The 20,424-nt window shown below is 72.2% G+C and carries 16 protein-coding genes and 1 pseudogene; 6 read left to right on the plus strand and 11 right to left on the minus strand.

Features of this window, described 5'->3' with window-relative positions; translation table 11 throughout:
* Positions 1–9: 9 nt before the first annotated feature.
* From ABZT12_RS08005 to ABZT12_RS08015, 3 genes are read left to right on the plus strand one after another with little or no spacing between them, the layout of a single operon-like run.
* Positions 10–1,350 (plus strand): neutral/alkaline non-lysosomal ceramidase N-terminal domain-containing protein, encoded by a 1,341-nt coding sequence (locus tag ABZT12_RS08005; RefSeq protein WP_356379161.1) that lies wholly within the window; start codon positions 10–12, stop codon positions 1,348–1,350.
* A complete protein-coding gene (locus tag ABZT12_RS08010; protein ID WP_356379164.1) occupies positions 1,347–2,684 on the plus strand; it encodes a hypothetical protein in 1,338 nt (445 codons plus the stop codon). The genes ABZT12_RS08005 and ABZT12_RS08010 overlap by 4 nt, the downstream gene beginning before the upstream one ends.
* Before the next feature lie 32 nt (positions 2,685–2,716).
* The gene (locus tag ABZT12_RS08015; RefSeq protein ID WP_356379167.1) at positions 2,717–4,114 is read left to right on the plus strand and encodes a hypothetical protein; all 1,398 of its coding nucleotides are present in this window, start codon (positions 2,717–2,719) and stop codon (positions 4,112–4,114) included.
* A gap of 166 nt (positions 4,115–4,280) precedes the next feature.
* On the opposite strand, the gene ABZT12_RS08020 is transcribed toward ABZT12_RS08015, so the two are convergent.
* Positions 4,281–5,207 carry an NADP-dependent oxidoreductase gene (locus tag ABZT12_RS08020; RefSeq protein WP_356379170.1) on the minus strand — a complete coding sequence of 309 codons (927 nt, stop codon included), beginning with the start codon at positions 5,205–5,207 and terminating at the stop codon, positions 4,281–4,283.
* An 88-nt stretch (positions 5,208–5,295) separates the two neighbouring features.
* On the opposite strand from ABZT12_RS08020, the gene ABZT12_RS08025 reads away from it, so the two are divergent.
* Positions 5,296–5,871: a helix-turn-helix domain-containing protein gene (locus ABZT12_RS08025; RefSeq protein WP_356379173.1), complete on the plus strand. Its 576-nt coding sequence runs from the start codon at positions 5,296–5,298 to the stop codon at positions 5,869–5,871.
* Between the two features lie 191 nt (positions 5,872–6,062).
* On the opposite strand, the gene ABZT12_RS08030 is transcribed toward ABZT12_RS08025, so the two are convergent.
* The 7 genes and pseudogenes from ABZT12_RS08030 to ABZT12_RS08060 form a co-directional block, all read right to left on the minus strand.
* On the minus strand, positions 6,063–8,834 hold the full coding sequence (locus tag ABZT12_RS08030; RefSeq protein ID WP_356379176.1) for a lectin: 2,772 nt from the start codon (positions 8,832–8,834) through the stop codon (positions 6,063–6,065).
* Between the two features lie 549 nt (positions 8,835–9,383).
* The gene (locus ABZT12_RS08035; RefSeq protein ID WP_356379179.1) at positions 9,384–9,929 is read right to left on the minus strand and encodes a DUF1360 domain-containing protein; all 546 of its coding nucleotides are present in this window, start codon (positions 9,927–9,929) and stop codon (positions 9,384–9,386) included.
* Between the two features lie 202 nt (positions 9,930–10,131).
* Positions 10,132–12,516 carry a phosphoketolase family protein gene (locus ABZT12_RS08040; protein WP_356379181.1) on the minus strand — a complete coding sequence of 795 codons (2,385 nt, stop codon included), beginning with the start codon at positions 12,514–12,516 and terminating at the stop codon, positions 10,132–10,134.
* A gap of 64 nt (positions 12,517–12,580) precedes the next feature.
* A complete protein-coding gene (locus ABZT12_RS08045; RefSeq protein ID WP_356379184.1) occupies positions 12,581–13,450 on the minus strand; it encodes a universal stress protein in 870 nt (289 codons plus the stop codon).
* 104 nt (positions 13,451–13,554) lie between these two features.
* A pseudogene (locus tag ABZT12_RS08050) lies at positions 13,555–13,749 on the minus strand (zinc-dependent alcohol dehydrogenase); the annotation flags it as partial.
* A gap of 28 nt (positions 13,750–13,777) precedes the next feature.
* Positions 13,778–14,683: a universal stress protein gene (locus tag ABZT12_RS08055; RefSeq protein ID WP_356379187.1), complete on the minus strand. Its 906-nt coding sequence runs from the start codon at positions 14,681–14,683 to the stop codon at positions 13,778–13,780.
* Between the two features lie 147 nt (positions 14,684–14,830).
* On the minus strand, positions 14,831–15,454 hold the full coding sequence (locus tag ABZT12_RS08060; protein ID WP_356379190.1) for a hypothetical protein: 624 nt from the start codon (positions 15,452–15,454) through the stop codon (positions 14,831–14,833).
* Between the two features lie 346 nt (positions 15,455–15,800).
* Here ABZT12_RS08060 and ABZT12_RS08065 point away from each other — a divergent pair, with 346 nt between their 5' ends.
* On the plus strand, positions 15,801–16,265 hold the full coding sequence (locus tag ABZT12_RS08065) for a cyclic nucleotide-binding domain-containing protein (RefSeq protein ID WP_356379193.1): 465 nt from the start codon (positions 15,801–15,803) through the stop codon (positions 16,263–16,265).
* 197 nt (positions 16,266–16,462) lie between these two features.
* Positions 16,463–17,164: a response regulator transcription factor gene (locus tag ABZT12_RS08070; RefSeq protein WP_356379195.1), complete on the plus strand. Its 702-nt coding sequence runs from the start codon at positions 16,463–16,465 to the stop codon at positions 17,162–17,164.
* 87 nt (positions 17,165–17,251) lie between these two features.
* Here ABZT12_RS08070 and ABZT12_RS08075 read toward each other — a convergent pair whose 3' ends face one another.
* The 3 genes from ABZT12_RS08075 to ABZT12_RS08085 all read right to left on the minus strand — a co-directional run bounded on the left by ABZT12_RS08075 (position 17,252) and on the right by ABZT12_RS08085 (position 20,339).
* Entirely contained in the window at positions 17,252–18,979 is a 1,728-nt protein-coding gene (locus ABZT12_RS08075; protein ID WP_356379198.1) for a GAF domain-containing sensor histidine kinase, read from the minus strand.
* A 115-nt stretch (positions 18,980–19,094) separates the two neighbouring features.
* Positions 19,095–19,544, minus strand: coding sequence for a pyridoxamine 5'-phosphate oxidase family protein (locus ABZT12_RS08080; protein WP_356379200.1), 450 nt, complete (start codon positions 19,542–19,544; stop codon positions 19,095–19,097).
* 117 nt (positions 19,545–19,661) lie between these two features.
* The gene (locus ABZT12_RS08085; protein WP_356379203.1) at positions 19,662–20,339 is read right to left on the minus strand and encodes a pyridoxamine 5'-phosphate oxidase family protein; all 678 of its coding nucleotides are present in this window, start codon (positions 20,337–20,339) and stop codon (positions 19,662–19,664) included.
* Positions 20,340–20,424: the final 85 nt, after the last annotated feature.

A 20,424-nucleotide genomic window follows, 5' to 3' on the forward strand; every position in this document is an offset into this window, starting at 1 on the left:
AGTGCACCCTTGTCCTCGGAGTACGCAGAGCGTCCTGTCAGTGACCCGTCCGACGGTCCGTACGCGCACGCGCCCACGGAACGGTCCCTGCGCGTGGGCGCGGTCAAGGCGGACATCACCCCCGGCGACCTGACCGGTCTGCACCCCATGCCCGGTGAGTTCTCCGGTGTGCACGATCCGCTCTTCCTCCGTGCGCTGTACCTCTGCGACGGCGACACGGAGACGGCGCTCGTCTCCCTGGACCTGATCGAGGCGGGCGACATCACCCCGCTGCGCGAGCGCCTGGAGCGCGAACTGGGCATCCCCGCCGACCACGTCGTGGTCACCGCGACACACACCCACAACGCGCCCCGCATCGCCGACGTCTCCCCCGGCGCGCTCGCCCACGCCGGAGGGCCGGAGTCCTTCGCGTACACCGAGTTCGTCTACGACCGTGTCGTGGCGGCGCTCCGCCGGGCCCGGGCCATCGCCCGCCCGGCCCGGTTCGGCGTGGGCACCGGCACCGCCGACGTCAACGTCAACCGTGAGGAGTTCGCCGACGGACGGTGGATCCTCGGCCACAACGCGCACGGCCCGTCCGACAAGACCGTCTGGGTCCTGCGGTTCGAGGATCTCGCCGGTGCGCCCATCGCGCTCCTCGTCAACTACGCCGTGCACTCGACCGTCGTCTTCGGCACCTCCGAGATCAGCGGCGACCTGGCGGGCGCCGCCTGCCGCCACATCGAGGACGCCCTGGCGGAGGACCACGACGACCGGGACGAGGAGGCGGTCGTCGTGTGGACCCCCGGTCCGCTGGGCGACCAGGCACCCCGCGTCGACCTCGGTCTCCCGTTCGGGGTGGCCCCGGACGCACGGCAGCGGGCCCGCGCCTACACGGCCATGGAGGCCCAGGGCCTGCTCGTCGGCGCCGAGGTACTGCGGGTGGCGCGCGGTGTCCGGGACCTCACGCCCGCCGTGCGGATCCGGGCCGAGCAGCGCACGGTGGCCTGCCCGGTGAAGGCCGGCCGGGACGTCATGGCCACCATGCGGCAGGACGCGGTGGACACGGTGCCGTTGCGCCTGTCCCTGATCCGGCTCGGGGACGTCGCGCTGGCGGGGGTGTCGGGCGAGGTGGTCACCGAGGTCTACCAGCGGCTCAGGGCGCGGTCGCCGCTGGCCCGCACGCTGCTCGTCTCCCTCGCCAACGACCGCATCGGCTACCTCCCCGACGACGCCCGCTTCGACCGGCCGGTGCACTCGGTCAACGGCTGTCCCGTGCGGCGCGGGTACGCCGAGGACGCCATCGTCGACGGCATCCTCGGCATGATCGAGGGCCGGCCGGCTAGGACCCGCGCCGGAGGGGCACGATGACCGACCCGGACCCCAACGCGACGACGTACAAGGGGAGTTTGACGGCGGGCGCCGGCCGGGCCGAGGTGGAGCTGCCGTCCGCCCTGCTGCCCGTCGAGGGCTTCGCCTCCGTCCACGACCCCCTGTCCGTACGGGTGCTCGTGCTGGACGACGGCGCGACCCGGGCGGCGCTGGTGGTCGTCGACCAGACGTCGGTCTTCGACGAACAGGTCGACCGCGTACGGCGGATCGTCGGCGCGGCCTGCGCGGTGGACGCGACGGACTGTCTGGTCGTGGCGAGCCACACGTTCTCCGCACCGCACGTGTTCCCGCCCGGCCGCGCCGCCACCCCGCCGGAGGAGGAACGGGCCGCCCTGCTGGCCGCGGCTGTCGACGACGCGGTGGCGCGGGCGGCGGCCGGGGCGGCGGCCTCGATGCGGCCCGCCCTGGTCGGGTTCCGGCGGGGCACCTGCCGGGTGAACGTCCAGCGGGACGTACGCACCCCGCACGGCTGGTGGGTCGGTGCCGACGACGAGGGCGACACGGACGACGGTGTCGGAGTGCTGCGGATCGACGCCTCCGACGGGCGCCCCATCGCCGTGCTGGTCAACTACGCCGTGCAGTCCTCGGTGATGAACGGAGCGCTGACCCGGGCCGGTGAACGCCAGGTGAGCGCGGACCTCGCCGGCGCCGCCGTCCGCCGGATCGAGGAGCGCTGCGCCGAGGGGACGGTGGCCCTCTTCCTGATCGGGGCGGCCGGGGACCAGGCTCCGTACCTGACCGCGGTCCGCGCCCGGGTCGACGAGGACGGCCGCGTGCGGCACACCGACGCGCACGACGACGCCCATGTACTGGTGGGGCTGCTCGGCGAGCGGCTCGGCGACGCGGCCCTGCGGGCGGCCGGGAACATCCGCACCGCCCCCCTCACCGCCCCGCTCCGCGTGGTCCACGACCTCGTGGAGGTACCCGGCCAGAAGCCCCCGGCGGGTCTGCACGCGCTGCGTCCCTCCACGCGGTACGTCTTCGAACCCGACGGCACGACCGAGGCGCCGGTGGTGGCGCTGCGCGTCGGCGACACCGTGTTCGCCGGTGTCCAGGCCGAGTTGAACGCCCGGACGGGGTTGGCCGTGAAGGCGGCGTCGCCCTGGCCGGACACGTGCGTCGTCACCATGGTCAACGGGGCCGCCAAGTACATGGCGGATGCGGGCAGTTACGACCGGATGACCTACGAGGCGATGAACTCCCGCTACGCCAGGGGCGCGGCGGAGACCGTCGCCGCCCGGATCGTCGCCGTCCTGCGTGGGCTGGGCGCCCCTGGCCGAGCGGGCCGCACGGCCGGACCGAATGACCTGTAGTGAATCCACTCCGATCGAATGGCGAGGACGCGATGTCCGAACGGCAGCACGGCAAGAATGAGAGTTCCGTCAACTCCGGGGGTGTGAGCCGCCGTTCGGTGGTGGCCGCCGGCGCCGTCACGGCTCTGGCGACCGCGGTGACGACGGTGACGTACGGAGCCACGGCGGCCCGGGCGGCGACGGCGGCCACCGGCGGACTGAGGGTGGGCGTGGGCAAGGCCGCCTTCACGCCCTCGGCCTCGCTCCTCCCGCTGGACAACTTCACGGCGGTCCACGACGACCTGCACGTACGCGTCCTGCTGGTGGAGTCGGGCGCGCGCCGCATCGCCCTCGCCGTGCTCGACCTGACGTCGATCAGCGCCGAAGCCGTCGCCCTGATGCGGCAGGCCGTCGCGGCGGCCACCGGTATCGCCGCGACCGACATCATGATCACCGTGACGCACTGCTTCTCCGCGCCGCACGTCGCGGCGACCACGGCGTCGGCGAACGCCGCCGCGTACGTGCGGAACATCGTCACCGCCACCTCGGCGGCGGTCGCCGACGCCGTCGGGAACCTCCAGGACGCCCAGGTCGGGTACGGCAGCGGCAGGGCCGACGTGAACGTGAACCGCAATGTGGCGACCGCCGACGGCTACTGGCTGGGCGTCAACGAGCAGGCGCCGTCGGACAAGGGCGTGTACGTCGCCCGCTTCAACGACCTCGACGGCAACCCGATCGCCGTCCTGGCCAACTACAACGTGCAGTCGTGCGTCATGCAGGACTCGGTGATGAACGACGGCACGCTCCCGATCACCGCGGACCTGGCCGGAGCCGCCGTGGCACACGTCGAGTCCCAGTACCCCGGCGCGGTCGGCTTCTGGCTCGTCGGCGCCTGCGGCGACCAGTTCCCCGGCTACCGCTCCAAGCGCTACACGATCGACAAGAGCAAGAAGTGGACCTACGGCGTCGACCTGCACGACGCCGGTTTCGCGCTGCTGACCGCGCAGGGGGAGCGGCTCGGTACCGAGATCGTACGGGTGGCCCAGGCCATCACCAGGTACGAGAGCGGCAAGCAGGTCACCGTACGGCTGATCACCGACGAGATCACCACCACCCAGTTCAAGGGCGCCCCGGCCAGTGGCCCCGTCAAGACGGCCACCTTCCCCCCGGACGGCACGGCCGAGGTGCCGCTCTGGGTGTTCCAGGTGGGCAAGGGCGTCTTCGCCGGTGTGGAACCGGAGTTGTCCACCTCCACGGCGACCGCCATCCGCGAGGCGTCCTCGTTCGACAGTACCTTCGTGATGTCGATGTTCGAGGGCGGCGCCAAGAACATGCCCGACCGGTGGAACTTCGACCACTTCACCTACGAGGCAGTGGACGGTTTCTACGTCAAGGGCACCGCCGAGAAGGCCGCCACCCGCATCACCCACCTCATCAAGTCCCTGAACTGAGCCACCCCGTAGGGCTGTTGGGGCGGGCCGAGCCGGACGGTCGGGGTACCGGCGAGGGGATCGGCTCGCCCTGGCCGCACCGCGGCCCAACTGCCGTACAGGGTGGACTTGTTCGGGCGGCGAGCGGACGCCGCATGCGGCACCGACCCGGCGCCGTAGGACTGGTCTACAGCGTGATCACGACCTTGCCGTGGACGTGGCGTCCGGCTTGCAGTGCCACGGCCTCGCGGGTCCGCTCGATCGGGAAGGTCGCGGCGATCGGCACGGTGATGTCACCGGTGAGGATGGCGTCGCTGATCCGCTTCAGGGCGTCCGGCTCCGCGTCGGTGCCGCCGGTGGCGCGGACACCGCCCGGAGGGTTGGGCCCCGCGGCGATCGTGGAGATCCGCTCGGGCGGTACGCCGAGCGCGAGCGCCGTCTCGGCCGTCTCGGTGCCGAACAGGTCGGTCGCCGCGGTCACGCCGTCGGGCGCCAGGGCCCGTACCCGGCCGGCCAACCCGTCGCCGTATGCCACCGGTTCGGCACCCAGCTGCCGCAGGAAGGCGAACGTGCTCTCCGAGGCGGTCCCGATCACCCGGGCACCCGCGAGCCTCGCGAGCTGCACGGCCAGCACGCCCACCCCGCCGGCGGCGCCGCCGATCAGCACGGTGTCACCGGAGCCCACGCCGATCACCGACAGAGCGGCGGCGGCGGTCAGCCCGGCGACCGGAAGCGTGCTCGCCACCTGGTCACTGATGCCGTCCGGGGTGCGGAAGAGGGCCGGGGGCACCGCGGCGGTGCTGACCACCACGAAGTCGGCGACGGCCCGGCCCAGCGCGCCGCCGTGGACGCGATCGCCCACGGCGAACCCCGTGGTGTCATCGCCGACCTCGTCCACCGTACCCGCGAAGTCGTAGCCGAAGCCGGAAGGCACGGTGATGCCGAACTGCTCCGCCGCCTCGGGCCGCGAGGCGAGGATCCAGTCCATGGGGTTCAGCCCGGCGGCCGCGACCCGGACACGGACCTCGCCCGGGCCGGCGTGCGGTTCCGGCACCTCCCGCACCTCCAGCACCTCGGGACCTCCGAACGTATCGAAGACAACGGCTCGGCTCATGACAGACCTCCAGAACGGATGCCCCGTGATGGGACTTGGTCTTATCACTATACACAGGCGACGGGACCAAGTGCCGTAAGCTGTCCCCATGGCCCGCTGGAAACCCAACGCATCCGAGCGACTCGCGATCGCCGCCCTCGACCTGTTCGCGGAGCGGGGTTACGAGAACACGAAAGTGATCGACATCGCGCAGCGCGCCGGGCTGACGAAGAGCACCTTCTTCCGGCACTTCCAGGACAAGCGGGAAGTGCTCTTCGGCGGGGACACGCTGGCCGGACTCCTCACCGAGGGCATCGCGGCGGCGCCGGTCACGGCCTCGCCGTTCGAGGCGGTGACCCACGCCCTGGACACGGTCGGGAGCCAGGTCTTCACGGCGGCCCGTCGCGACTTCACCGCCCGGAGGCAGGCGGTGATCGCCGCCAACCCCGAACTGCGCGAACGCGAGGCGCTGAAGGGGCTCGGTCTCACCGCCTCGATGACCGAGGCGCTCAGGCACCGCGGCGTTCCCGACCTGGCGGCGCGGGTGGCGGCGGAGTTGGGCGCGCTCGCCCTGAAGATCGCCCATGAGCGCTGGAGCGACCCGGCCGGTACGGAGGAGTTCAGCGCGGTCGTACGGCGTGCCCTCGGCGCGGTGCGGACAGCCGGCGTCTCGTCCCTGCACTGAGGTCGTCCGGGACCGCGGCGGACCCGCCTCCGCCCTGCTCGCCGTCCTCGACCACGGCCGGCTGACCGGGGCCCACGAACGCTGACAGCCGGTCGGACGCGCCCGTGCGTCCCGGCCGAGAGGTCGGGACGCACGGGCGCGCGCTGCGCCGCGTTGGCTGAGTACTGCGGTGGGCGGTCCGTGCCGGTGGCTCAGCTCGGCAGTTTCCAGTTCTGGGCGCCCGTGCCGTTGCAGCCGTAGAGCTGGAGCTGAGTGCCGTTCGTGGTACTGGAGTTGGGGTCGTCGAGGCACAGTTTGGACTGGGGGTTGACCAGCGAACCGTTGGCACCGGCGGTCCACTGCTGGGCGCCGCTTCCGTTGCACGTCCACAGCTGCACCAGGGTGCCGTTGGTGGTCCCGCTGTGGTCGGCGTCCAGGCACTTGCCGAGGGTCCTGACCGTTCCGTCGCCGGCGACGATCCAGTCCTGGGCGTAGGTGCTGTCACAGCCCCAGATCTGGACGTGGGTCCCGTCGGCGGTGGCGGAGGACGCGTCGTCCACGCAGAGGTTCGCCGCCGCCCCCGAGGTGAGGGGACCGATGCGGGGCGAGGCCGGCGCCGTCGTGTCACCGGCGTAGGAGGGCGGGGCAGCGGTGGCCGCCGTCGCCCAGGAGGTGTTGGCGCTGGTGCCGAGCGTGTAGGTGAGCGTGCCCCCGGCCGTGATCGCCGTGGTGGGGGCGTAGGCGTTGTTCCAGGCGCCGCCGTTCCACGTCGCGGACTGTACGTAGGGGGCGTTGTCGGCGGCACCGTCGCCGTTGACGGTCAGTGTCCTGCCCGAGAGGAGGGTGACGACCGCCTGGGTGAACAGCGGTGAGCCCAGGGCGAGATCGGAGGTGCCCGGGGTCTCGGGGAACATGCCGAGCGCGGACCACACGTACCAGGCGCTCATCGCGCCGAGATCGTCGTTTCCGTCGGCGAGGCCGCCGGGGGTGTTCGCCCAGATCTGGTCCTGGATCGCCCGCACGGTGCCCTGGGTCCGGTACGGCTGCCCGATGTAGTCGTACTCCCACGGCAACTCGATGCTGGGTTCGTTGCCGACCCACGCGTAGCCCTTGTCGCCGGTGTAGCTGCGGAGCACGGTGTCGAGGTAGTGGCTCATCGCCGTGTTGCCGCCCTTGGCGTGCGCGAGTCCGCCGATGTCGAACGGGACCATCCCGGTGTAGATCCACGAGTCGGCTTCGACCATGTCGATACCGCTGGTGGGGTCGAACCCGCCGCTCCACGCGCCGTTGGCGTTGCGCGGCTCGACGAATCCGGAGGCCGGATCGAGCACGTTGCGCCAGTCCTGCGCGCGGTTGGCGTACGTCTTCTGGTCACTGGTGTCGCCGAGCGCGCCGGCCATCGCGGAGAGCGCGAAGTCGGCGGTGTCGTACTCCAGCGTGGTCGCCACGGGGCCGTAGAAGTTGCAGCAGCCGTAGCTGCCGTCGTGCGGCATGTAGCCCGGTGTGTTCAGGTAGTTGAGGCCCGGCCGGTCGTTGTTGGCCGTGCTCGCCTGTCTGACCATGTCCGCGAGGGCGGTCGTGGTGTCGAAGTCCCTGGCGCCGAAGGCGTAGTAGTCGGCGAGGATGGCGTCCGCCGGGTCACCCACCATGACGTACGACTCGCCGTTGTTCTCCGACCACTTGGGGAAGATCCCGGTCTGGGTGTAGTCGTCGACCATCGACTGCGCGGTGTCCGAGGCGGCCTGGGGGGCGACCAGCGCCTCCAGTTGGGCCTGTGAGCGGTAGATGTCCCAGCCGGAGTAGTTGGCGTACTCCGCGCTGTGGCCCGCGTCGACGGTGTGCGTCCTGCCGTCGAAGCCGTAGTACTGGCCGTTGGTGTCGCTGATGACGTTCGGGTGCAGCAGCGAGTGGAAGAGCGCGGTGTAGAAGGTCTGTTGCTGGGCGGCGGTCCCGCCGGCGATCCGCACCTTGCCGAGCGCGCTGTTCCAGGCGTTCTGCGCGGCGGTGCGGGTCGCGTCGAAGTCCCAACCGGTGTTTTCCGCTGCCCTGTTGGCGACCGCGTTGGCGACGGAGACGTAGGAGACGCCGACCTTGGCCTGTACGACCGGGTTGGCCGTGGTGTTGAAGGTGACGTAGCCGTTGGAGGCGGCGGCGTCCGGGGAGACGCCGGCCTTCGCGGTTTTCGAGGCGCGGGGCGTCTTGCCGTGCAGCACCGGCTTGTTGGGTTTCTCGGCGGCGTTCTTGGACGCGTTCTGGGGTTTCGCGGGGGTGGTGGCCGGCGCCTTCGCGGCCGAGGCGCCCTGCGAGGTGAACGGCTGGTCGAAGACCATGTCGAAGTAGACGCTGTACGTGTTCCCGGCACCGCAGAAGTGGCCGCTGGTGATTTGTCCGCTCACCTCGGTGCTCGACACCTTGGTGAACTGGGTTGCCGTGGAGCCGTTCTGACTGCCGGTCAGCTTGAAGATCAGGTTGGCCTGGCTGCTCGACGGGAAGGTGAAGCGCGCCATGCCGCTGCGGGTCGTGGTGGTCAGCTCGGTGGTGACCTGGTTGTTGAGCGCGACCCTGTAGGACCCGGCGGAGGCAGACTCGTTGGCGTGCGAGAACGCGTCCGTGGCACCGGTGTTCACGGTCCCCACCGTGGGCAGCACCGGTACGTCCCCGGCCGCGCCGCAGCCGGGCCCGGCGATGTGGGTCAGGCTGAAACCCGTGATCGTGGAGTCGTTGTACTCGTATCCACCGCCGGAAGGACGCGACGGCGTGTCCGGGCTCCACTGCACCATCCCGAACGGCACATCGGCTCCCGGGAAGTCGTCGGCCTCGTTCGACGTCCCGATGAACGGGTTGACCACGGTGGCCGGCGAGGCAACGAGCGAGGCCCTTCCGTCCGCCCACGCGGGTGCGCACAGCCCGGCCGCGGCCAGCGCCGCTGCCGCGAGCAGACCGATCACCCCGGTTCCGGGAGGTCTCGACAGTCGTGTCAGCACGGGGGTTTTCTCCTTTACTCGGGAGCGGGGGTCTGACAACGTTGTCCCCGGCCGGGCAGGTAACTGCCTTGGCGATGACGGGGGTTGATAACGTTGTCGGACTCCGGAGATGAGACGCCCGGCGATGCGAGCGCCTTGCAGGGACCCCGGGGCTACGAACGCCAGGGGGTGCAGACGAGAACGCACCGTGAAGCTAGCCACAAGGCAGGGACATGTCAACGACTTGCGCAAGCGGGGTCACCGGAGCGCTCGGACGCGGGATGAGCCGGTTCGCGAGGGCAGGTCGTCGAAGCCGACCGCGCCGGCGTCGGCCGGGACGGGCGATCGCGGTTCGGCGGCGGCCCGGCAGGTGACGCCGCCGGGCAGCAGGCCTGTGCGAGCGCCGCCCCCGCCCAGCCGGCGGCCCCGCTCGCCGGCGCGTCAGACGACGGACTCCGCCACCGGCTCAGCAGTGCGGACGGCGGGTGCGGGACCCCCAGGCCCCGCACCCGCCGCCGCCCGGGGGGGGCTCAGGAGAGGTGGGCGGTGGCGTGGCCGGGTCGGACGGCGTCAGTCGTCGCCCGTGGCCTTGTCCACCAGGACGCCGTAGCCCAGTTGCAGCGCGTCCGCGCCGGCGAGGGCGGTGAGCGCGCCCATGGCGGTGCGGGTCGCGCGCGGGTACAGCAGCTGCCCGGTGGTGAGGGTGGAGACCACCCAGACGCTCATGCAGAACGGGCAGGTCAACAGCTCGCCGAGGGTCTCCTTGCCGTTCTCGGACCGCGCCTCCTCGTGCAGTTCGGCCGGGCCCTGCGGGCTGACGTACCGGGTGAACGGTGCGCGCAGCGGGCTGGTGACCGACGCCTTGCTCAGCAGCCGGCTGAGCCGGAAGGTGGCGACGGCGGTCAGGACCACGTCCGAGGGCTGGAGCCGGTCGGGCAGCGGGGAGCCGCGCAGCCGGACCGCCGTGACCCAGGCCGTCGTGTACAGGCCGAAGCCGGCCATGGCCGCGGTGTAGCCGCCCAGCGGCCGGTCGTGCCCGGCGGAGTATCGCCGCTGGGTGCGCCGGGCGAGGCCGCGCAGGCGTCGGCCGAAGGTGACATCAGCTGCCGTGCCCATGGCCCGCTCCCCTCTCCGCGTCGCCCGATGTCCGGTCGGTCCGCCGAGGAACCCGGCCGTGCCCTCTCCCGCGACCTGGGAATGTTGTACTCATGGGCCGCCGGGTTCCCGCCGGCGCGGACGGCAAACCGAGCCGCGAGCGGTCACCGCACCCGCGCCCGCAGGGGGCGGCGCGGCGCGGTGCCGACGGGGGACGGGGGTCTCAGCCGGTCCAGGTCCACTCGGCGACCTCCGGCAGGTCGGTGCCGTGTTCCCGGATCCAGGCGTGGTGGCGGGTGCGGACGTCGGCCATCCTCTGGCGTACGGCGGCGGCGCGGACCCCGAGGCCGGGAACACGGTCGATGACGTCCATGACCAGGCGGTAACGGTCCAAGTCGTTGCGTACGACCATGTCGAAGGGGGTGGTGGTCGTCCCCATCTCCTTGTAACCGCGCACGTGCAGGTTGGCGTGGCCCGCGCGGCGGTAGGCGAGGCGGTGGATCAGCCACGGGTAGCCGTGGTAGGCGAAGATCACCGGCTTGTCCGTGGTGAACAGCCCGTCGTACTCGAAGTCGCCCATCCCGTGCGGGTGTTCCTCGCGGGGCAGCAGCCGGGTCATGTCGACGACGTTGACGACGCGTACGGCGAGTTCGGGCAGGTGGCGGCGGAGCAGGTCGGAGGCGGCCAGGATCTCCTGGGTGGGCACGTCGCCCGCGCAGGCGAGGACCACATCCGGTTCGCGGTCGCCGTTGGCCGACCCCGCCCACTCCCAGATCCCGGCGCCGCGCGCGCAGTGGACGCGGGCCTCGTCGATGGAGAGCCAGTCGAAGCAGGGCTGCTTGCCCGCGACGATCACGTTGACGTAGTCGCGGCTGCGCAGGACGTGATCGGCCACGGACAGCAGGGTGTTGGCGTCCGGCGGGAGGTAGACACGGACCACCTCGGGGCTCTTGTTCATGACGTGGTCGACGAAGCCGGGGTCCTGGTGCGAGAAGCCGTTGTGGTCCTGGCGCCAGACGTGCGAGGTGAGCAGGTAGTTGAGAGAGGCGATCGGGGCCCGCCACGCCAACTCCCTTGACGTCTTGAGCCACTTGATGTGCTGGTTGACCATCGAGTCGACGATGTGGACGAAGGCCTCGTAGCAGGAGAACATGCCGTGCCGGCCGGTGAGGAGATAGCCCTCCAGCCAGCCCTGGCAGAGGTGTTCGGAGAGGATCTCCATGACGCGGCCGTGCCGGTCCAGGTCTTCGTCCACCGGGAGGATCTGCGCCTGCCATGCCTTGCCGCTGGCCTCGTAGACCGCCTGAAGCCGGTTGGAGGCGGTCTCGTCGGGGCCCACCAGGCGGAAGTCGCGGCGGTGGGACGTGTCCTTCATGATCTGTTCGAGGAGGTCGCCGAGGACTCGGGTGGGCTCGTGCAGGGTGACGCCCGGCTTCTCGACGGGGACGGCGAAGCGGTCCAGGGACGGGACCGGCAGATCGCGCAGGAGGAGGCCCCCGTTGGCGTGCGGGGTGGCGCCGAGCCGCTTGGTGCCGTCGGGCACGCAGGCGAGGACGTCATCGGCCGGCCGGCCGTCGGTGCCGAACAGTTCCTCGGGGTGGTAGGAGCGCAGCCATGTCTCCAACTGCCGTAGGTGGTCGGGGTTTTCGCGGACGGCGGCGAGCGGGACCTGGTGCGCGCGCCACGTTCCTTCGACGGGTTCGCCGTCGACCTCGGCGGGGCCGGTCCAGCCCTTCGGGGTGCGCAGCACGATCATGGGCCAGTGCACCCGCTCGGCCGCGCCGTCCTCGCGGGCGGCGGACTGCGCGGCGGCGATACGGTCCAGGGCGTCGTCGAGGGCCGCGGCCATGGCGCGGTGGACCTGGGCCGGGTCGCTGCCGGTGACGTGGATCGACTCGTGGCCGTAGCCGCGCAGCAGTTCGTCGAGTTCGGACTCCGGGAGGCGGGACAGGACGGTCGGGTTGGCGATCTTGTAGCCGTTGAGATGCAGGATCGGCAGGACCGCCCCGTCGTGCACCGGGTCGAGGAACTTGTCGGAGTGCCAGGACGCGGCGAGCGGCCCGGTCTCCGCCTCGCCGTCGCCGATCACGCAGGCGACCAGCAGGTCCGGGTTGTCGAAGGCGGCACCGTAGGCGTGGGCGAGCGAGTAGCCGAGTTCTCCGCCCTCGTGGATCGAACCGGGCGTCTCCGGCGCCACATGGCTGGGCACGCCGCCGGGGAAGGAGAACTGGCGGAAGAGCTTCTCCATCCCCGTTCCGTCCCGGCTGACGTCCGGATAGGTCTCGCTGTAGCTGCCCTCCAGCCAGGAGTTGGCGAGCACGGCGGGCCCTCCGTGGCCCGGCCCCCACACGCACAGCGCGTCGAGGTCGCGGGCCTTGATCACCCGGTTGAGGTGGGTGTGGACGAGGTTGAGGCCGGGCGAGGTGCCCCAGTGGCCGAGCAGCCGCGGCTTGATGTGCTCGGCCGTCAGGGGTTCGGTGAGCAAGGGGTTGGCCAGCAGGTAGATCTGGCCCACGGCCAGGTAGTTGGCGGCCCGCCAGTGCGCGTCCAGGGTGCGCAGTTCGTCGTCGGTCAGTACGGTGCTGTGCTGGTCTTCGGCCTTGGCCATGGTGACTCCGTAAGTCATCGGGGTGAGATGTGCGCGCGGCGGGTCCCTGGGGCGGTCACGGTGCTCAGACGCGGTGCGGCACGACGGCGACGGGGCAACTGGAGCGGTGCAGTACCGCGTGGGCGACCCGGCCGAGCTGGAGTCCGAAGGCGGAGTCGCGACGCTTGGCCCCCACGACGAGGAGGTCGGCGTCGGCGGCGGCGTCGAGGAGTACGCGGCGGGCGTGGCCCTCGACGGTGTGCCGGTGCAGTTCCACGTCGGCCGGGAGGTCCCGTACCGCCTGTTCCAGGGCTTCCGCGGCGTGTTCTTCGTGCGGCCTGGCGACTTCGGCCGCCGACAGCGGGTGGGCGGTGGACTCGTGCGCCGGGCACCGCCAGGCCCGTACCGCCTCCAGGGGCACACCGCGGCGGCGTGCCTCGTCGGCGGCGAAACGCACGGCCGGGGACTCCTTCCCGTCGCCGCTGACGCCCACCACGACCCGTCGGCGGGACGCGGGTGCGACCCGGTTGTCGTGGCTGCCGCGCAGCACGATCACGGGGCAGTCGGCGTGGGCGGCCACGGCCAGGCTGACGGAGCCCAGGACCATTTCGGTCAGGCCACCGCGGCCCCGGGTGGCGAGGACCAGGGCGGCGGCGTGCCGTCCCTCGTTCACCAGCGCGTACTCGGGCTCCTCCGGCAGCACGTCGACGCTCACGTGAAGGTCCGGATGGCGACGGCGCGCCCGGCGGGCGGCGCTGTACACGATGTCCTCGGCCATCACCTGCTCGTCGGGCTCGTCCGCCTTCACCGGCGACGTGCCCTCGTAGCGCTCCCAGAGCGAGGCGTACACCACCCGCAGCGGGAGTCCGCGCAGCACTGCCTCGTCGGCCGCCCAGTCGACCGCGCGCAGACTCGGCTCGGAGCCGTCGGCGCCGACGACGACCGGGAGCGTCATGGCGGTCACCGCCCCGCACCGGGGTCGAGGACGATCCGGGCGCGGACCGCGCCGGGCGGCCCGGCGGCGACGGACTCGTGCGCGGACGCCGGCGGGCGGACCTCGTGGGTGACGCCGTCGCCGAGCCCCTCGTCCGAGCCGACGCCCTCCTGGCCGGGCCCGAACGGCGGGTTCGGCCTGCCGGGCCGGTCGCCGGAGGCCTCTACGCGGACACGGACCCGACCAGGACCCGGCTCGGGGTCGGGGCTCTCCTCGATGACCGGGCGTTCAGCGAACGCCCCGACAACGGCTGCCTTCATGGTGCTGCTCCTCGTGGACGGAGGTGGATCAGTCGTGGGCGACGACGGCGACGGGGGCGGTGGCGTGGTGCAGGACACCGTGCGCGACCGGGCCGATGCGGGCGCCGAGGGCCCCACGGCGGATCCGGCGGCCGATGACGACGAGGGATGCCTCGCGGGAGGCGTCGACCAGGTGGCCGGCGGCGCTGCCGACGCGGGGTTCGAGGACGACCTCGACCTCGGGGTGCTTCTGGCGCCAGGGACGCAGGGCTTCGGTGAGGGCGGCGGTCTCCTCCTGGGAGAGTTCCTCGTTCAGGCTCCCGTCGAGTGCCAGGCCGTAGGCGTAGTACGGCGGCAGGTTCCAGCCGTAGACGACCCGGAGGACGGAGCCGCGCCGGGCGGCCTCGGCGAACCCGAACTCGATCACCGCGTCGGCGGGGGCGGCAGCGTCGAGACCGAGGACCACGGGCCGGTACGGGGCGGCGGCCGACGGAATGCCGGCCGGATCCAACTGGTGCTCCTCGGCCGCCAGTTCACCGGCGCGGACCAGGACCACGGGCTGTTCGGCGCGGGCGACGACGGAGAGACCGACGGAGCCGACGAGGAAACCGCCGACTCCGCTCAGCCCACGGGAGCCGAGGACCAGCAGTTCGGCGTCGTTCGCCGCGTCCACCAGAACGTCCGCGGGCGTCCCGGTCACCTGCTCCTCGGTCACGTCCACGCCGGGGTGGCGCAGGCGCAGGCCCTCGCCCGCCTCGCGGGGGATCCGCTCGCTCCAGTGCTGCTGCGTCTCGGCGCCCAGCAGGGGTGCCTGGGCCAGCGGATCGGGGGTGGGCTCCCGGACGTGGACCACCTTCAGCGGCAGGCCGCGCAGCTTCGCCTCACGGGCCGCCCATTCGGCGGCGGCACGGCTTTCGGGTGAACCGTCGAGACCTGCGACAACAGTGCGGACCATGATTCTGCCTCCTGAACGAGTGTCTGGTTCCAGCGTCGCGGTGAGGGGATTCCCGTTGCAGGGGCCGCATGTCCCCCCGCGGGGCCGTTCGGCCCAACGGACAGCCGCGCGGCGGGCCCTCGGGCGGGCCCGCCGTGTCCCCCGCGGTCAGCGCAGCCAGCCGTGGTCGCGGACGACCGGCAGCTCGGCCCAGAGCCTGCCCAGACCCCAGGTGACGCCGGCACCCGCGGCGGCGAGGGCGATGATGACGAGGGCGTAGATCAGGTGGTAGTCGGCGAACGGGTTCGAGGACATGCTCGGCGACCCGTCCGACAGCCACCTCGCCGGCGGCCACTCCGCCGACCACATCAACGCCATCATCAGCGTGCCGGCGACGGCGGCCGGCCGCAGCGCGACACCCGCGCAGAGGGCGACGCCGATCCCCAGCAGACCCAGCATGAACAGCCAGTCCGCCCAGCCCGCACCGGCCCAGTCATGGAACGTCGACGCCATCGGACCGGCCGCCACCGAACTGAGGAAACCCCTGGTCGGCGACCCACCGTCGATCCACCCCTTACCCGAGGGCGTCGCATAACCGAACCCGAACGTCTTGTCCAGGAACGCCCACAGGAAGACGAAACCGGTCAGCAGACGCAGGGACGCGAAGGCACGGTCGGGCACGGTGGTCGCCGTGGCGGTCGCCGGCACGGCGCCGTCGGTACCGGACCGGTCCCCGCGTATCGAGGGCAGGCGGAACCTGGGACTGCGGTGCGGGTGCTCGTGCACGGCCATGATCGGGGTCCTTCCGGGGTGTCGGATCGTTCGTCGCACCGCTCACTGTGGTGCGCCGGGCCGTCCGCCGCCGGATGCCATTGGTCCGCCGACGCCGGGCTCAACGGCCCTTTCCACAGGGCCGGTTGGGCCCCGGCCCGGGCGGGCCTCGCGGGTGTCACCCCGGCGGTCGGGCAGGGCGGAGTACCCGGCGGAAGGAGTTCGAAAAGCCCGGACGGGGGCGGGTACACCCGGCACGGCGCCGGCCGGTCGGCCCGGTCCATGGGCCAGATGGCCCCTGGTGCGGCGCGGTGACGGGCGCGGACGCTGGACGCGGTAGCCACGTACGCCCTCCTGGAGGCACGCCATGAACGCTCCCGTCACCACGAGCACACCGCGCGCCCTGCCCCCCGAGCACCGCGCACGGCTGATGCGGCTCGCCCACGCGGTGTCGGTCCCGCAGGGCGCCCGGCTGTTCGAGGAGGGCGGCCGAGCCGACCGGTTCTGGATCATCCGCACCGGCACGATCGACCTCGACATGCGCGTGCCGGGACGCCGGAGCGCCGTCATCGACTCGCTGGGACACAACGAACTCGTCGGCTGGTCCTGGCTGTTCGCCCCGCACACCTGGCACCTGGGCGCGGAGGCGACGACCCCGGTGCGCGCCTGGGAGTTCGACGCCACGGCCGTACGCGCGCTGTGCGAGGACGATCCCGCGTTCGGCGCGCACATCTCCCGGTGGGTGGGCGACATCGTGGCCCGCCGGCTCCGCTCGGCCCGCACCCGGCTGCTCGACCTGTACGCGCCGTACGGCAGCGGCGGCCTGCGGTGAGCGCCCCAGGTGGACGACGAGGAGAGGAGTGACCGTGCGTCGTGGACGTGGAGGGCGCGTCCCTCGCCCCACCGCGCCACCAGAGCCCGTTGGTCCGGTTGGGCCGGTCGGCCCTGGTGCGCACGGGCCGGGCGAGTGATGATCGTCCTCAGTGGACGGCCCGCAGCCCGTCCGCACTCCGGGAACGAGGGGTCGAGATGACCGAGGCACGCACCTTCACCGCACAGGATCCGATCCGTGTCTTCCTTCTGGACGACCACGAGGTCGTCCGGCGCGGCCTCTCCGACCTGCTGGACGCCGAGCCCGACATCTCCGTGGTCGGCGACGCCGAGAACGTCGCGCACGCGCTGGTACGCGCTCCCGCGGTGCGCCCGCACGTCGCCGTGCTCGACGTACGCCTCCCGGACGGCGACGGCATCACCGTCTGCCGCGAACTCCGCGACCGGATGCCCGAGTTGGCCGTCCTGATGCTCACCTCGTTCGACGACGAGGACGCCCTGCTCGACGCGATCATGGCCGGGGCGTCCGGTTACGTGCTGAAGCAGATCCGGGGCAGCGACCTGGTGTCGGCGGTGCGTACCGTCGCCTCCGGCCAGTCGATGCTCGACCCCGCCACGACGGCCCGCCTGATGCGCTCGCTGCGGGCCGAGCCCGCCCAGACCCCGGCGCCCGCTCCCGAGCTGGCGAGCCTGTCCCCGCGTGAACGCGAGATCCTCGCGCTGATCGGGGACGGCCTCACCAACCGCGAGATCGGCAAGAAGCTGTATCTGTCGGAGAAGACCGTCAAGAACCACATCTCCCGGTTGCTGGCCAAGCTGGGCGTCCAGCGCCGCGTGCAGGCGGCCGTACTCGCCTCCCACCTGGAGCAGCCCAAGTCCGGCGAGCGTCACGACAGTTGAACGCGGCCGGACCGCGCACGCGCCGAGCGCGCCGGCCCCATGGTCGTACGGCTGACCGAGCGGGGCGCTCAACCCCGTGGCCGGCGCCTACCGTTCGGCCACCGGGACCCGCCACACCAACCTCGTGCCCCCGCCTGTCGCCGTGTTCCACTCCATCTCACCGCCCAACTGCTCAGCCCGTTCAGCCATGTTGGCCAGACCGCTGCGGCGGCCCTCGGGCGCGATGCCCACCCCGTTGTCGGTCACCGTCAGACGCACCTCACGGCCGTCGGTCTCCAGGACGACGTCGGCGCGGTCGGCCCGGGCGTGCCGGGCGACGTTGCTCAGGGCCTCGGACAGGACGGCGATCACATGGTCGGCGATCTCCCGCGGCACGTCGGTGTCGACCAGGCCCTCCATGCGGAGGCTGGGAGCGAAGCCGAGCACGGCGGCCACCTCGCCGACCGCACGCACGACCCGCGCCCGCAGCCCTGTCCCGGCACCGGCGTCACGCGCCCGCAGGCCGAAGATCGTCGACCTGATGATCTTGATGGTCTCGTCCAGGTCGTCCACCGCGCGCTCGACGCGCTCGGCGGCCTCCTCGTGCTCGATGAAGCGGCCCGCGCTCTGCAACGTCATGCCGGTGGCGAAGAGCCGTTGGATGGCCAGGTCGTGCAGGTCACGGGCGATCCGGTCGCGGTCCTGGAGGACCGCGATCTCCTCCGCGTCCCGACGTCGTTCCGCCAGCTCCATCGCGACGGCCGCCTGGGCGGCGAAGGCCTGGAGGGTCTCGGTCTCCGTCGCCGAGAAGGGCTGCCGACCGGCTTCCCGGGCCAGCAGTACCACCCCTCGCGTACCGGCCTCACCCGTCCCGATGGGCACGGCAACGGCCGGCCCGAGCCCTCCGAAACGCGGCGGCTCCAGCGAGATACGGTCGTCGTGGCCGACGTCCCCGCTGGCGACGGGGGCCGCGGCGGAGAAGGCCAGCCCCATCAGACTGCGGTCCATGGACAGGACCAGCCCCTGGTGCACCTCCGCGTCCAGCCCGACGGCGACCTCCACGACGAGCGATCCGGTGCCTTCCATCGGCAGCGCGACCGCCGCCAGCGCGGACCCCGTGATCTCGCCGGCCCGCTCGGCGATCAGGGCGAGGACCTTGGTGTGGGGGTCGCCGGACATCAGCTGGTGGGTGATCTCCGCGTTCGCCCGCAGCCAGCGTTCCCGCAGCCGGGACTCCTCGTACAGGCGGGCGTTGTCGATCGCGACGCCGGCCGCCACGGCCAGCGTCGACAGCACCGACTCGTCCTCCTCGTCGAACTGCACGCCGCCGCGCTTCTCCGTCAGGTACAGGTTGCCGTAGACCTGGTCGCGCACCCGGATGGGGACGCCGAGGAAGCTGTTCATCGGCGGGTGATGAGCGGGGAAACCGTACGACGCGGGGTGCTGGGAGATCTTCGCCAGCCGCAGCGGTACGGGGTGGCGGATCAGCTCGCCGAGGATGCCGTGGCCCTCCGGGTAGGAGCCGATCTCGGCGACCTGCTCCTCGGTCACACCGATCGTGTGGAAGGCCGACAGGGCCTTGCCGTCCGGGGCGATCACGCCGAGCGCGGCGTACTCGGCGTCGACCAGTACCGCCGCCGCCTCGACGATGCTGTGCAGGGCCTGCTCCAGCTCCAGCTCCCGGCCCACCGAGAGCACCGCCTCCAGCAGGCTGTGCACCCGGTCACGCATGCCCCGGGCCGCGTCCAGCCGCGCCTGAAGCTCCTCCAGCAGCTCGTCCAGCCTCAGCTGCGGCAGTCGTACGCGGGCCTCCCGGGACTCTTCAGCGCTTGCCACCGGTGCTTCTCCAAAGATCGCCTGGCCACACCAAGGGGATCCCCTTCGGTCAGGTCCCACGCTATCGGCCGGAGCCGGACGAGGACATGGGAGCAGGTCGCGGTGGTGCCGGCGGTCAGGGACGGAGGGGCAGCCCGTTCAGCCCGTACAGCGGGCGTCCGCCGACGAGTTCGCGTCCCGTCACCAGTTCGGCCTCGACCCGGACGAAGACGTCGGCCGGGTCGGGCACCCAGGAACGCGGGCCGGTGCGGGCGAGGCGCTCGTGTTCGGCCGGGTCGGTCACCACGGTGGCCGTGCCGGTGACGACGACGCTCCAGCCGGAGTGCGCGGCGGCGTCGACCTCGTCGGCCTCGAAGGCGACGACCGCTCCGTCGATCGCCCGCACCAGCTCCGAGGCCGCCGAGGTGCGCAGCAGTACCGCGCCGTCCTCGTGCAGGGAGAAGTTGACCGGCAGTACGGCGGGCAGGGCCTGACGCGTGTGGACGATCCGGCCGACGGGCACCCGCGCCAGCAGGCGCAGGCACTCCGGCCGTTCCAGTTCGCGGAATCCGTCGTGGGGATACATCAGCCAGTCCGTCTCTCGCCCGGTTCAGCGGTCGTGGTGTACGGAGTCGGTCCGCCCTTCACGGCGTCGATCCGGAGGGTGAGGGGCCATCGGTCGCCTCGCGGCGGGCGGAGTCCCTCACCGCGTGGTGATCCGGCGGCCGGTGATGCCGAGAGGATCGACGCGCACCCACTCCTCACGGTCGCCACCGGCCCACGGGGTGCTGAACGCCCGCCGCGCCAGCAGCCGTACGGCGTCGGCATCCGTCACAGTCCGCGCACGGCCGGTCACCAGCACGCTCCAGCCCTCGCTGAACGCGTCGTCGACCCGGTCCACCTCGAAGGAGACCCGGCAGCCGGACGCCTGGGACGGCGTCGAGCCCGGAGCGGTCCTGAACACGATCGCGCCGTCCACCACGCTGTAGTTGACGGGCACGATGAGGGGTCCGGACGCGGTCGGCACCGCGATCCTGCCCACCCCGTGCGTGGCCAGCAGGGCGCGGCACTCCTGTGGCGTCAGTTCGGTGAACTCGGGTGCTCGGGCGGCCCGCCCACGGCCGGGCGGCAGCTCGGTGGCGCCTCCGGTGAGCTGTGTCGCGGTGGTGTGCAGGACGTCCGCCAGTTGACGCAGCACGCCCGTGCCCGGTGCGGCGACGGAGTGCTCCTCCAGGTATTGGAGGTAGCTCGGTGCCATGCCCGCGCGGACGGCCGTCTCCTGCCGGGAGAGACCGAGTTCCGCCCGCCGGGTGGCGATACGGTTCCCGAGATCACCCACGGCGTGGCCTTCCGCCACGTTCGACGGGACCTGTTCGTTCATGGCCGTCACCTCTCTCGTCGGGTCGCCCGGCCGGCGACTGCCTGGCGCTCCGCCTCCCCGATGCGGAAGGTCTCCGGGCCGCGGA

Origin of the sequence: Streptomyces sp. NPDC005423, assembly GCF_040606415.1 — a bacterium.
Taxonomy (GTDB): Bacteria; Actinomycetota; Actinomycetes; order Streptomycetales; family Streptomycetaceae; genus Streptomyces.

What these genes read in the sequence shown, in the direction of transcription:
- ABZT12_RS08010 (WP_356379164.1), top strand. Translation starts at nt 1,347, where the DNA reads ATGACCGACCCGGACCCCAACGCGACGACGTACAAGGGGAGTTTGACG.
- ABZT12_RS08015 (WP_356379167.1), top strand. Translation starts at nt 2,717, where the DNA reads ATGTCCGAACGGCAGCACGGCAAGAATGAGAGTTCCGTCAACTCCGGG.
- ABZT12_RS08020 (WP_356379170.1), bottom strand. Translation starts at nt 5,207, where the DNA reads ATGAGCCGAGCCGTTGTCTTCGATACGTTCGGAGGTCCCGAGGTGCTG.
- ABZT12_RS08025 (WP_356379173.1), top strand. Translation starts at nt 5,296, where the DNA reads ATGGCCCGCTGGAAACCCAACGCATCCGAGCGACTCGCGATCGCCGCC.
- ABZT12_RS08035 (WP_356379179.1), bottom strand. Translation starts at nt 9,929, where the DNA reads ATGGGCACGGCAGCTGATGTCACCTTCGGCCGACGCCTGCGCGGCCTC.
- ABZT12_RS08040 (WP_356379181.1), bottom strand. Translation starts at nt 12,516, where the DNA reads ATGGCCAAGGCCGAAGACCAGCACAGCACCGTACTGACCGACGACGAA.
- ABZT12_RS08045 (WP_356379184.1), bottom strand. Translation starts at nt 13,450, where the DNA reads ATGACGCTCCCGGTCGTCGTCGGCGCCGACGGCTCCGAGCCGAGTCTG.
- ABZT12_RS08055 (WP_356379187.1), bottom strand. Translation starts at nt 14,683, where the DNA reads ATGGTCCGCACTGTTGTCGCAGGTCTCGACGGTTCACCCGAAAGCCGT.
- ABZT12_RS08060 (WP_356379190.1), bottom strand. Translation starts at nt 15,454, where the DNA reads ATGGCCGTGCACGAGCACCCGCACCGCAGTCCCAGGTTCCGCCTGCCC.
- ABZT12_RS08065 (WP_356379193.1), top strand. Translation starts at nt 15,801, where the DNA reads ATGAACGCTCCCGTCACCACGAGCACACCGCGCGCCCTGCCCCCCGAG.
- ABZT12_RS08070 (WP_356379195.1), top strand. Translation starts at nt 16,463, where the DNA reads ATGACCGAGGCACGCACCTTCACCGCACAGGATCCGATCCGTGTCTTC.
- ABZT12_RS08080 (WP_356379200.1), bottom strand. Translation starts at nt 19,544, where the DNA reads ATGTATCCCCACGACGGATTCCGCGAACTGGAACGGCCGGAGTGCCTG.
- ABZT12_RS08085 (WP_356379203.1), bottom strand. Translation starts at nt 20,339, where the DNA reads ATGAACGAACAGGTCCCGTCGAACGTGGCGGAAGGCCACGCCGTGGGT.